Below are 12,715 nucleotides of genomic sequence, written 5' to 3'. Positions count from 1 at the left end.
GTTGAAGGTTAGTAACGTGCATGATTCATAATCCGATAGGATAGGGAGTGTGACTGTAGATGAAAATCGTGAATTACAGGAGCAAATTGTTGCTGGCCTTATGTGCATTTCTTATTTTCCCAATTGGACAGACGACGCATGCAGCTACCGTTCAGAATAACTTCTATAATGTGGTGATGCAGGATGGAGCGGATCCATGGGTTTACAAGCACACAGACGGATTCTATTATTTCACCAAAACGACAGGTGGCAACGTTACCATCTGGAAGTCAGCACAATTAACAACCATTGATGCGGCTCCAACCACAGTGGTGAATACCGGCTGCTGCGGCATCTGGGCCCCTGAGCTTCATTACATCAACGGTGCATGGTATATCTATTATGCCAAGGATGATGGAGACAACGTCAATCACCGCATGTATGTTATGGAAAATACATCAGCTGATCCCACCCAGGGAACCTGGCAATACAAAGGACAGATTACGGACCCAACCAACAAATGGGCCATCGACGGGACGGTATTACAAGTGAACGGACAGCTCTATTTCATCTGGTCGGGTTGGGAAGGAGATACAAATGTAAGGCAGAATCTATACATTGCCCATATGAGCAATCCCTGGACCATCAATTCGAATCGTGTGGAGATTGCTCGACCAACCTACGCCTGGGAAACCAATCATTCCCCGAATGTAAATGAGGGACCGCAGGTGATCGTTCGAAACGGTGTCATCAGTCTAGTGTACTCGGCAAGCGGAAGTTGGACCAATGACTATTGTCTGGGACTTATTACAGCCAACGCCTCAAGCAATTTGCTGAACCCGGCATCCTGGAGCAAGCGCAGTCAGCCTATCTTCCAATCCGGAAACGGCTTGTATGGTCCGGGTCATCATTCCTTTACGAAATCGCCTGATGGGACTGAGGACTGGATCATGTACCACACAGCTAAATTCAATAATTCCGGATGGAATCGCGAAATCCGCTTACAGAAGTTCACCTGGAATGCCGACAATACCCCGAATTTGGGTGCACCGGTGAATCCCAACACACCTATTGCTCTGCCTTCGGGAGAAAAGTCAATCGTTCGATATGAAGGAGAAGAGGGAACCTTTGGGGGGATCGCTTACGCTTCCCAGAGCCCTTCCGGTTCGGGCAGCATGAAAGCTGGTCATATGGATACGGCCGACAGCTATGTGGAATTTAACGTCAATGCAGCAACTGCTGGCCAATATATTCTTCTGGCGAGGACGGCGAATGGCACAGCAGGTGGCAACTGGTCCAACCTGCTGCTGAGTCTAAATGGAGGCACAGCCAGCCCTTTCTACATCACGAACAAGGGATGGGAGAACTGGGGACTGTCTACAGCGAGAGTTCAGCTAAATGCTGGTGTGAACAAAATTCGCTTCTCCAAAGGTGAAGGATATGGGGAACTGGACTTTTTTGATATCAAACCTGCAAATTAAAATATTATAAATCCGATTCGAGCCCTGCCGATGTCCATTTGGACCTTGGCGGGGTTTTGTGATTTGAATTTGCAAACTTTCGTTTCCATTCATATTCAGTTCATAAAAGTGCGTTATTCTTCCCCTATAAACGATATGGGAGGAACCACAATTGAACAATACACAACAAAGAACAACAGGCAATGACCTTGGGGATTGGGCCATTGAGGCAGAGGGACTTGTGAAAACTTTTGGAGATAAACATGCAGTGGATGGTGTGAATCTGAATGTAAAGGCGGGTACGATCTACGGCGTACTGGGTCCGAATGGAGCAGGGAAAACAACAACGATTCGTATGCTGGGCACGCTGCTCCGGCCTGATGGAGGATCAGCCAAAATATTTGGGCATGATGTGGTGAAGGAGTCACATATTGTGCGCCAACTGATTGGACTCACTGGACAATATGCATCCGTTGACGAGTCACTTAGTGCCAATGAAAACTTGATGATATTTTCACGGCTATTGGGCCTTGGCCGTGCAGAATCGAAACGCAAGACAGCTGAGCTTCTCGAAGAATTTGGCTTGACGGAAGCAGCGAAACGTCCGATCAAAGGGTTCTCGGGAGGTATGCGCCGCCGTCTGGATCTGGCAGCAAGCCTTATTGCTCAGCCGCCGCTGATCTTTCTGGATGAACCGACGACGGGACTTGATCCACGGACACGTGCACAGATGTGGAATACGATCCGCCAGTTGGTCAAAACAGGTTCAACGGTGCTTCTGACAACACAATATCTCGATGAAGCGGATCAACTGGCCGACCGTGTTGCCGTAATCGATCAGGGCCATGTCGTTGCCGAGGGCACGGTGGATGATTTGAAAGCTTCAGTTGGCACTGCATCTCTTCAGCTGCGCATCCAGGAACCGACGCGGATTGAACACGCCCGTCAGATTGTGGAGCAGATTCTCCGGACAGAAACCAGTGTATCGGCGGAAGCAGGGAAAATTACTGCACCGATGGCGAATGCGAATATTGCAGCAGATCTGCTGATTGCCTTCCGCTCCGCAGGCATTGATCTGGCAGAGATGAGTGTCCAGAAACCTACACTTGATGAAGTATTTCTTACCATTACAGGCCAAGATGCGAGTGGCCATGCGTCTCAAACATCTCAAGAATCAAAAGCAGTGGAGGAGTTGCAAGTATGAACAGTACAATAGCGAAATCAAACCCGAGTCGGAAGCTGAGAAAATACACAAGCTTTGGGCAAACCGTCCGGAATTCCTTAACGATGGCTTATCGTGGGATCTTGAAGGTTAGACGTACACCAGAACAGTTATTCGATGTTACACTACAGCCGATTATTTTCACATTGATGTTTACGTACATTTTTGGTGGTGCGATCTCGGGAAATATTCAATCTTATTTGTTGGTCATTATTCCGGGTATACTGGTGCAGACGGTAATTACAAGCTCAGTCGTTACTGGTGTGCAATTGCGTGAGGATATGGATAAAGGGGTATTCGACCGGTTCAAATCGTTGCCTATAGCACGTATTGCGCCACTGGCCGGAGCGTTATTGGCAGATACGATTCGGTATACCATTGCAACGTGCCTTACCTTTACGATTGGTTATTTATTGGGATATAGCCCTGCAGGTGGACTAGGGCATGTCGCCTTGGCGGGATTGCTGGTCATTATATGCGCCTGGGCAATCAGTTGGATTTTTGCTTTTCTCGGTGTTATAGCTCGTACAGCTTCAAGTGTACAAGGAATTTCTATGCTCGTGCTGTTTCCGCTCACCTTTGCTTCGAACGCTTTCGTTCCGGTAGATACGATGCCGAATTGGCTTCAGTGGGTTGTCAATGTCAATCCAATATCCCATTTGGTCTCAGCGGTACGGGAATTGGCGAATCAAGGGACCATGGGCACAGATCTGGTGACTAGCCTAGCTGGAGCTGCGGTTATTGTAGCCATTTTTGCACCATTGACAGTACGTGCATATATGCGCAGAACGTAAATGAAAGTCATGAAATTTTGCTGAAAAGTGTTGGTTGTCAGGAAGGAGACGTATGCCCTTATGTATAACGTCTCCTTCTTGACAGAATGTGGAGTATAAGGCAAGGTTGGAAAAATGGAGGTGGTCACATTGACAAGCATATTGGTCGTTGATGACGACCCGCATATCCGAGAGCTGGTTGGACATTTTTTGCAGCAGGAGGGTTTGCACGTCATCGAGGCTGTTGACGGACTGGATGCACTGCGATTACTCGCTGACCATAAGGTCGACCTGGTCGTTCTCGATATTATGATGCCGGGTATGGATGGATGGGAGCTGTGCCGTCAGTTGAGGCAGCAGACGGATCTGCCGCTCCTGATGTTAACGGCAAAAGGAGAAACTTCGCAGATCATTAAAGGATTTACACTTGGGACGGATGATTATTTAGTAAAGCCTTTTGATCCGCTAGTACTGGTCGCACGGGTGAAGGCTTTATTGAAACGATATCGTATTATGACTTCACAAGTGATACCCCTTGGAGAACTTGTCCTGCGGCGTGATACGTATGAGTGCAAGCAGGGGGATCAGGATATTGTGTTGCCACGCAAGGAATTTGAACTGCTGTTTACCCTTGCGAGTTATCCTGGTAAGACCTTTACCCGGGATCAGTTAATCGAAAAGATCTGGGGTTATGATTACGAAGGAGACGAGAGAACGATTGATGTGCATATCAAACGTCTTCGTGAACGGTTTCCGGAGGAAGAGCATGCTTTCGTCATTCGTACCATGCGAGGTTTGGGCTATCGTCTGGAGGTAAGGCAATGAAGCAGGGGCCCGGATTTCTTCATGTTGCCAGAAACGTCATTCTGGTATCTCTGGCCCTGTTTGCCTGCTGGACAGCGGCATTCTACATTACCAAGAGTGCGTATGCCTATATTTCGTGGAATCCGCATGACTTGATTAGTTTACTCATCAACGCCATGCTCGGATTTATTTTTTTCGGATTATTCATTGTCATTATCGGCCCGCTGGTCAAAGGTAGGGAGTATGACTTCCTTCACGAGATGATTCAGGCGTTAAGAAGTATTTCCCGTGGTGATTTTCGTGTGAATCTGGATTCGGATTTTGTGAAAAGAAACGGAAGGCCAGGACATAATCATCCGTTTGCCGAGCTGGTAGATAGTATTAATGATATGGCAGCGAACCTCAAAGTGATGGAAGATTTACGTCAGGAGTTCATCTCGAACGTATCACATGAGATCGGATCACCGCTCACGTCAATCAGCGGGTTCGCCAGGGCGTTGAAAAATAAAGATATGGATCAGGAGAAACGGGAAAAGTATCTGACGATCATTGAGACGGAATGTGTCCGTTTGTCCAGACTTAGTGATAATTTAATGAAACTCGCCGTTCTGGATTCATCCGAGCATGCATCTCATAAAACATCTTACCGATTGGATCGGCAGCTGGTGACTCTTGTTCTGGCTTGCGAACCCCAATGGGATGACAAAAAAATTGATATGAACGTAGAGCTGGAAGAAGTTGAAATTTTTGCTGACGAGGACTTGATGATTCAGTTGTGGATCAACCTGATTCATAATGCAATCAAATTCACACCAGAAGGTGGAAAGATTGATGTTTTCCTTTCGCAGAGTGAAGACAAGGTCAATGTTCGCATTACGGACAGTGGTCCCGGTATCACCAAACAGGATCAGCTTCGCATATTCGAACGGTTCTACAAGGTGGATCAATCCCGTACACGTTCCATGGGAGGCAGTGGGCTGGGCTTGTCCATCGTGCATAAGATTGTGGAGATGCATGATGGCACCATCTCTGTGTTTAGTGAACCGGGAGAAGGTGCGACATTCACGGTACAACTTCCGGTCCGTTCAGCCTAAAAAGAATACCATAAAGGGCAATCGATGGACGTTGTCTGTCAATTACCCTTTTTATTTCAATGAATTCGGCTTTTTTTGTACAAAATAAGGTATATAAGCGATAATCTGCAGGGTAGCCCAATACATAAGGCCGTAAGGAGTGAGCAATGTGCTGATATCTTCCACTCACCAAAAGCGTCTGATTGACGTGATGAATTCATTCCCGATACAACCTAAGTATTCTAAAACACAGCTGCTGATTAATGATCTGAAATTAAGCTCTTCGGGAGAGATTGAGATGTTCTATTCTCCGCATAATGAATATATCAATCCTTCCGCAAAAGTCATGCTTGTGGGCATCACACCAGGTTGGCAACAGATGGAGATTGCTTATAGAACGGCCATCCAAGCTTTGAAAGAACATCATTCATATGAGCAAGCCTGTAAAAAAGCCAAAATGGGGGCAAGAATGGCCGGGTCCATGCGTACCAACTTGATTCAAATGCTCCAGGAGATAGGGTTGCATGACTACTTAACAGTGTCCCATGTGCAAAGACTATTTGAGGCAGACTGTACATTGTTACATACAACCTCCCTGATTCGATATCCAGTCTTGGTGAATAAGCAAAATTACAATGGTCACCAGCCTTCCATTTCTAAAAATCCATTTCTGTATGAAGCCGTACTTGAGTCTTTTCTGCCTGAATTGGAACAGCTGAAGCATCCTCTTATTATTCCATTAGGAAAGTCGGTGGAGGCTGTACTTCATCAATTGCTTGATGAACATCGGATAGACGGAGGGAAGATTTTATGGGGATTTCCTCATCCATCTGGTGCCAATGGCTCTCGTGTGAAACAGTTTCTTCATAACAAGGCGGGGATGCAGAAAAATTTGAGGGAATGGCGGGATTAAACTGTTCTGGCTAGCAGCAAGGAATGGATACGCTTACTTTGTTAGATCATTTATTCGTATCTATCTCATAATTCTTACTTGCTTCTTGCTTTTTACAAATTCAATAATAGTATAATGATTACGACTACATGACATGGAAACAGGAAAAGAGGAAACAAATGCCTACAATACTAGTTGCTGACGATGATCCGAACATTCGTGAACTCGTCTGTTTATTTTTGAGAAATGACGGATTTGAAACGGCTGAAGCCGCGGATGGCAAGGAGGCTCTGACCGTTTACGGCTCAACGCATGTTGATCTTGTCGTGCTTGATATCATGATGCCTATCATGGATGGCTGGACGTTATGCAAAGAGCTGCGAAGAGCCAATCCTGATCTTCCGTTACTCATGCTGACGGCGAGAGGCGAGACCTGGGAGAAGGTGAAAGGATTCGAACTGGGGACGGATGATTATCTGACGAAACCGTTTGATCCGTTGGAGCTTACGGCTCGTGTTCGAGCATTACTGAAACGATACAAAATTGGCTCCACGCAGACGATTCATTTCGGAAACGTCATCCTGGATCGTCAGACCTATAAGGTGATGAGAGGGACGGAGTCGCTTACGTTGCCGCTAAAAGAGTTTGAATTGCTCTATAAATTGGCCGGAACACCCGGACAAGTCTATACACGTGAGCAATTGATTGATCAGATATGGGGCATTGATTACGCCGGAGATGATCGAACGATAGACGTACATATTAAACGCCTGCGTGAACGGTTCGCAACAACACCCGATTTTCGAATCGAAACTGTGCGAGGCTTGGGGTACCGGCTTGAGGTTTACGAATGATTAGATCTTTATATATCCGTGTAGTTCTGACATTTTTGGTCTCAGTCATCGCAGGTACGGTCATTTCTTTTTTTGTGTCTACCTGGATATTTGAGGATAAATTAAACGAAAACGCTCAAATTAACATACGCAACTTTGGCCAAGATGTAGTACAGATTTATAAGGCAATGCCTGTTGATGAGGCGGAATCATTCATTAGTAGAATGAAACAGCTTAATTCGTATCACATTCGAATTTATGATGTAACGGGTGAGTTCCAGTCTTATGGAAAGCTTAACGGACAGATATCAGCCGCCGTATCGATGGAGCAACTCAAGAAAGTTTTAAACGGAGGGGTTGTACAGGACACGCCCAAGGGTATCGCTACCGTTCTTTTGGGGTTACCGATCAAGACGGAAATGGGCACAAAAGCGATGTTTCTGGAAACACTCTCACCTCCCTCTGCTTCCTTTGTAGTCAAGTTTGGCTTGATCTTTGCAACCTGTTCGTTGGTTGCAGGAAGCTTGTTGATTCTGGTAGCCTCTGTATTTTTGGTTAGACCGATCAAGAAATTGACCCAAGCGACCAAGCGGATTGCAGCTGGAGATTTCAACGTCAAGCTGAACATTAAGCAAACGAGTGAGATAGGGACGCTCGCCCGCAGCTTTGAAGAAATGATGAATGATCTTCAGCAGTTGGAGCAGATGCGGAGGGAATTTGTTACGAATGTGTCGCATGAGGTGCAATCTCCGCTTACCTCGATATCCGGTTACGCTCTGGCGCTTAAGCAAGTCAATCTCTCAGATCACGAACGAAGCCGTTATCTGGATATTATCATCGCTGAAGCGAAGCGAATGTCCAAAATGAGCGATAGCCTGCTCAAGCTGAGTTTGCTAGAATCTCAGTCACAGCAACTGAGGCTCATCACATTAAGCCTTGATGAACAGATCAGGCGGGTCATTGTAACTCTCCAGCCACAATGGTCTGCTCGCAACATTCACTTTGAGCTTGATCTCCAAGCCGTTAAAGTCTTGGCTGATCACGACCAGTTGAACCAGGTATGGACGAATATTCTCAGCAATGGCATCAAATTTTCCAAAGATGGCGGTATGATTCACGTCAGCACCAAGCAGGATATCAAGAACGTGACTATTCGAATCTCCGACACAGGTATTGGTATCCCTCTTGAAGACCAGAAGCGCATATTTGAACGATTCTTCAAGTCGGATCGTTCTCACAGTCGCAAGTATGACGGCAGTGGTATGGGACTTGCTATCGTTAAACAGATTGTATCGCTTCATCAAGGGGACATCCGAGTGGAGAGTAAACCTGGTCAAGGAACAACCTTTATTGTCACGTTGCCAATCACTCCACCAATGGATAGTTAGGCTTATAGGATAGGTCGATGTATAGAATATCCATCCGATTGTCTAAACCGTATTTTCATGCCATGTTTCACATGCAAGCTTCCTTGTATGTGAAACGTGGCTTTTTGTGTTTGTTCATATTCCGTTCATGTTGTCGTCACGGGGAGGACATCTTGGTTGGTTAGGCTTGCATTAACGGCTTGTTACGGCCATTAACCAGATGAGGACAGGAGCAGATGTGTGTGACACAAGAAAGAGAGAAAACACCTTGGGGTGGAACAAAAACAAGAAAAGTGGTAAACATTTTGCTTAAAGTATTAGGCGCGATCGTTATAGCCATCCTACTTTTTGTAGCCATCGTGTATACCGTTAACAAAATCAGTAGTCATTCGGAGCAAAAAAGAATGGAGACGTATGGACAGCATGTGTCTGTAGATGGGAAACGGATGAATGTCACCATTCAGGGTGAAGGGGATGAAACCGTCGTAATTCTACCCGGTTATGGAACAGCGTCTCCAGCACTTGATTTTAAGCCACTTATCACAGAGCTATCTCCATATTATAAAGTCGTCGTCGTAGAACCTTTTGGTTACGGGTTGAGCGATCAGACCGAAAAGGAACGCAGTACGGCAAATATCGTAAGTGAAATTCATGAAGCTTTACAGAGTCTCCATATTGATCGTTATATCCTTATGGGTCATTCCATATCGGGAATCTATAGCCTGGATTATGTGAACAAATATCCAAATGAAGTACGTGCATTTGTCGGACTAGATAGCAGTGCTCCAGCGCTGAGTGAAAAAAAGATTGATTCTTCCATGACTAGACCGCTTAAAATACTGCGAGAATTAGGTTTTGGCAGATTGCAACTGAAACTGGGTGCTGATCCCTATGATGGACTACCTTATGATGAACAAACTAAAGAACAATTGAAAATTCTGATAAACAAAAATATGTATAATACCACTCAATTAAATGAGGCAGAAAGCATGTATTCCAATTTTATAGCAGCTGAACAGCTAACGTTCCCTGTAAATCTCCCTGTTCTTTTCTTTATTCAAAAGAATCACCCGGCAACGGACAGGTGGATTCCCGAGCACGAGAAGTTAATAAAGGATTCTGTACACGGTGAAGTGGTGCTGTTGGAAGCAAATCATTATTTGTATCGTTCCCATGCCAAAGAAATTGCTGAAAAATTCAGGGGGTTTATGACGTCTCCGTAACTATTAATTTATTTGCTTGTTCATATTCAGTTCATATTGACGTCACGGGGAGTACATTTTCATTGGTTAAGATTTCATTAGCAGCAAAGAAGAAAGCCAAACAAACAGTTCAAGACAGGAGAAGATGAGAGTGACACAACCAGAGGAAAAGAAAGCGAAGAATGGATCGAGGGCCAAGAAAGTACGAAACATTATACTTAAAATACTAGGAGCAATCGTAATCGCCATTGTTCTGTTTCTAGGTATTGTTTATATCACAAATGTGATCAGTACTAATTCAGAGGCGAAAAAGATAGAGACATACGGTCAGCATGTATCTGTAGACGGGAAAAATATGAATGTGCTCATTCAAGGTGAAGGCAAGGAAACGATTGTGCTTCTGCCCGGTTATGGAACAGCAACACCAGCGCTTGATTTCAAGTTGCTTATTGATGAATTATCTCCATTTTACAAAGTTGTTGCAGTTGAGCCTTTCGGTTATGGATTAAGTGATGGAACAGAAAAAGAAAGAACCACAGAGAATATCGTAAGTGAAGTTCATGAAGCTCTGCAGCAACTTGATATTCATCAGTACATGCTCATGGGTCACTCTATTGCAGGCATTTACGGTATTGATTATGTGAACAAATATCCGGATGAGGTAACTGCTTTCGTCGGTATTGACAGTAGTGTTTCCACCCAACCAAGTATTACAGATGCCAAGTTCCCATTAAAAACGTTTGCTCTTCTCAGAAATACAGGCCTCTTAAGATTAATGATGAAAGTGAGTGCAGACCCCTATGAGGGACTTGCATTTGATGATCAGACGGTTGAGCAGATGAAAATGATCTCGAATAAAAACATGTATAATCCTACGTCATTAAACGAAATGGATCATATTTATTCCAATTTTAAAGGTGCTCAAGGTTTAACTTTCCCTAAAAGCCTTCCACTTCTTCTCTTTGTACAAGCGAATAATGAAGGTGTAGAAGGATGGATACCGCTGCATGAAGGACAGATCAAAGAATCGGTACATGGGAAAGTAATCACAATGGATGGTTCACATTATTTACACCATACTCAATTCAAAAAAATTGCTGAAGACGTTAGAGCTTTTATGAACGAAGCGAAATAAATAGGGTGTAAACGTACATTCTTTGACTTAACAGGTGTTCATGAACGAATATGAAAAACCGTCCTGCGAGGCGGTTTTTCATAGTAAATCCAATTCGGACGATGTCCATGATTAAAGAGAGAGAGGAATTCAACATGAGATTATTTGAAGTACTGTTAGTTCTATCCTGTTTCGCGTTACTCGTAGATCTACTGTTTATTAAAAGAAGTGCAAAGAAAATAGGCTTGGGTTTGGGTATAGGAAGTAGCGTTATATTATTAGTTCAATTGTTTGTTGAGGGATACAGATGGCAGTTGCTTTTGGTATATATCATGACGGCGCTATTCATACTCATCGTTTTATTCAGACATTCCGAAAAGATGGTGAATCTAAAAATAGGGAAGTTCTTGAAATATAGTTTATCTTCCTTGATCGTCATTTTACTTGTTGTATCTACCGGCTTGTCTGTATACTTACCTGTCTTTAATTTGCCGAAACTTGATGGTCCAGAGAAAGTAGGTACTCAAACATTTCATTTTACAGATCAGAACAGAGATGAAGTATTAACTGATGATCAAAGTGATAAGAGGGAACTAATGGTTCAAGTTTGGTACCCTACTGAGAACATTAATAACAACAAGCGTGACACGCTGTTTCCAAAAGATAAAGAAATGTTCAAAAAGTATATTCAGAGCTTCTCTACTTCTTTACACCTGCCCGAATTTGTTCTCGACTACTGGAAGTATAGTAGAACCAACTCTTATGAAAATAGTGAAATATTGTCTTCTACAAGTCCTTATCCCTTGGTACTGCTATCTCATGGCATGGGAACCAGTAAAGTTCTACATGCATCACAGGCCGAGAATCTGGCCAGTTATGGGTTTATCGTGGTCACCATCGATCATACCTATAGCACCTTTGCTACCCTTTTTCCAGATGGCCGTGTAACGGATTATAAAAAAAGTACGACTACACTAGATGAACGTACAAAAACAGGGAATATATGGACGAAAGACGTGGAGTTTGTAATCGATCAAATCGAAAAGCTGAATTCAGGTGCAATCGAAAGTCAGTTTAAAGGAAAAATCGATTTAAATAACTTAGGCGTAATGGGGCATTCTTTTGGGGGTGCAACGGCATTTAATACAACTTATTTAGATCATAGAGTCAAGGCCGGGATTAATATGGACGGGTCACTATATGAAGTGGAAAATAGAGATGATATAAACAAGCCGTTTATGTTCATCAGATCGGGAAGTTTTGAAGACTGGTTAGCCAATTTTGAAATTGATAGAAATTCGGATGACGAAGTAACTAAATCTCTTTCAGATGAGCTGCACATTATGAAAAATGTAATCAATCATGGGGGAAATGTGATTTATGTAGAAGGAACCCAACATTTCAATTTCACGGACCTTCAATTCTATTCAGAGTTGATTAAACTATCGGGGATAACAGGAGATATCAATGGTAAAAGAGGATCAAACATCGTAAATCAATATGTACTCGATTTCTTTAATAAGCAGCTGAAAGGAACCGGTGGCAATCTGCTTCAGGGACCGAGCGACATGTATCCAGAGGTGAAGTTTATAGATCCGGAAGACCTCTAATCAACCAAAACATGTAAACTCAGGAGATGATGTGAATGGGACGACAAGAGGGAAAACGAACTTCAATCGCTGCGTTAACCCTGGTGTTAACGATGTTAGCTCCAATGTCTGCAATGGCCGCACCGGCTGCCCTGAACAGCAGTAATCTGACGTATGAACCAACCAAGAAAATAGTAGCGGAGAAAGCCAAGATCCTTACCGAGAAGTACGGTACGACCAGTGTGCAATATGCATTAATCGATGCTGGAGAGATTGTAGTGTCCGGTCAAACCGGCAAAAACGATATAAATAACAAGATACCTCTCACTTCGAATACGATCTACGGCATTGGTTCAACCAGTAAAATGTTACTTACCACTGCTGTAATGAAGCTGGTTGACGAAGGC

General features: G+C 43.9%; 12 protein-coding genes. All 12 read left to right on the top strand.

Annotated elements, in window-relative coordinates:
• Nucleotides 1–59 precede the first annotated feature (59 nt).
• The gene (locus AMS66_RS19300) at nt 60–1,460 is read left to right on the top strand and encodes a family 43 glycosylhydrolase (protein WP_053782335.1); all 1,401 of its coding nucleotides are present in this window, start codon (nt 60–62) and stop codon (nt 1,458–1,460) included.
• Between the two features lie 151 nt (nt 1,461–1,611).
• Nucleotides 1,612–2,643, top strand: coding sequence for an ATP-binding cassette domain-containing protein (locus tag AMS66_RS19295; protein ID WP_053782334.1), 1,032 nt, complete (start codon nt 1,612–1,614; stop codon nt 2,641–2,643).
• The gene (locus AMS66_RS19290; RefSeq protein WP_053782333.1) at nt 2,640–3,455 is read left to right on the top strand and encodes an ABC transporter permease; all 816 of its coding nucleotides are present in this window, start codon (nt 2,640–2,642) and stop codon (nt 3,453–3,455) included. The genes AMS66_RS19295 and AMS66_RS19290 overlap by 4 nt, the downstream gene beginning before the upstream one ends.
• Nucleotides 3,456–3,584: 129 nt before the next feature.
• A complete protein-coding gene (locus AMS66_RS19285; protein ID WP_024634373.1) occupies nt 3,585–4,259 on the top strand; it encodes a response regulator transcription factor in 675 nt (224 codons plus the stop codon).
• A complete protein-coding gene (locus AMS66_RS19280) occupies nt 4,256–5,332 on the top strand; it encodes a sensor histidine kinase (protein ID WP_053782332.1) in 1,077 nt (358 codons plus the stop codon). Before AMS66_RS19285 ends, AMS66_RS19280 begins: the two co-directional genes overlap by 4 nt.
• A gap of 139 nt (nt 5,333–5,471) precedes the next feature.
• Nucleotides 5,472–6,224 carry a hypothetical protein gene (locus AMS66_RS19275; protein ID WP_236703523.1) on the top strand — a complete coding sequence of 251 codons (753 nt, stop codon included), beginning with the start codon at nt 5,472–5,474 and terminating at the stop codon, nt 6,222–6,224.
• Nucleotides 6,225–6,382: 158 nt separating this feature from the next.
• Nucleotides 6,383–7,057, top strand: coding sequence for a response regulator transcription factor (locus AMS66_RS19270; RefSeq protein WP_053782331.1), 675 nt, complete (start codon nt 6,383–6,385; stop codon nt 7,055–7,057).
• On the top strand, nt 7,054–8,424 hold the full coding sequence (locus AMS66_RS19265; protein WP_053782330.1) for a sensor histidine kinase: 1,371 nt from the start codon (nt 7,054–7,056) through the stop codon (nt 8,422–8,424). The genes AMS66_RS19270 and AMS66_RS19265 overlap by 4 nt, the downstream gene beginning before the upstream one ends.
• 215 nt (nt 8,425–8,639) lie before the next feature.
• The gene (locus tag AMS66_RS19260; RefSeq protein WP_053782329.1) at nt 8,640–9,626 is read left to right on the top strand and encodes an alpha/beta hydrolase; all 987 of its coding nucleotides are present in this window, start codon (nt 8,640–8,642) and stop codon (nt 9,624–9,626) included.
• A 130-nt stretch (nt 9,627–9,756) separates the two neighbouring features.
• Entirely contained in the window at nt 9,757–10,740 is a 984-nt protein-coding gene (locus AMS66_RS19255) for an alpha/beta hydrolase (RefSeq protein ID WP_053782328.1), read from the top strand.
• A gap of 134 nt (nt 10,741–10,874) precedes the next feature.
• Entirely contained in the window at nt 10,875–12,329 is a 1,455-nt protein-coding gene (locus AMS66_RS19250; protein WP_053782415.1) for an alpha/beta hydrolase family protein, read from the top strand.
• A 35-nt stretch (nt 12,330–12,364) separates the two neighbouring features.
• Nucleotides 12,365–12,715, top strand: a 351-nt coding sequence (locus AMS66_RS19245) for a serine hydrolase (RefSeq protein WP_144424544.1), incomplete at its 3' end; no start/stop codon positions are given.

It is taken from the genome of Paenibacillus xylanivorans (assembly GCF_001280595.1).
Lineage (GTDB): Bacteria > Bacillota > Bacilli > Paenibacillales > Paenibacillaceae > Paenibacillus > Paenibacillus xylanivorans.
Note: the sequence above shows the minus strand (reverse complement) of the source record. Positions and strands in the feature narration are given on the sequence as shown.

Bases quoted from the DNA above. Each gene is read 5' to 3' on its own strand.
- AMS66_RS19300 (WP_053782335.1), top strand. From the start codon at position 60: ATGAAAATCGTGAATTACAGGAGCAAATTGTTGCTGGCCTTATGTGCA.
- AMS66_RS19280 (WP_053782332.1), top strand. From the start codon at position 4,256: ATGAAGCAGGGGCCCGGATTTCTTCATGTTGCCAGAAACGTCATTCTG.
- AMS66_RS19290 (WP_053782333.1), top strand. From the start codon at position 2,640: ATGAACAGTACAATAGCGAAATCAAACCCGAGTCGGAAGCTGAGAAAA.
- AMS66_RS19270 (WP_053782331.1), top strand. From the start codon at position 6,383: ATGCCTACAATACTAGTTGCTGACGATGATCCGAACATTCGTGAACTC.
- AMS66_RS19260 (WP_053782329.1), top strand. From the start codon at position 8,640: ATGTGTGTGACACAAGAAAGAGAGAAAACACCTTGGGGTGGAACAAAA.
- AMS66_RS19250 (WP_053782415.1), top strand. From the start codon at position 10,875: ATGAGATTATTTGAAGTACTGTTAGTTCTATCCTGTTTCGCGTTACTC.
- AMS66_RS19265 (WP_053782330.1), top strand. From the start codon at position 7,054: ATGATTAGATCTTTATATATCCGTGTAGTTCTGACATTTTTGGTCTCA.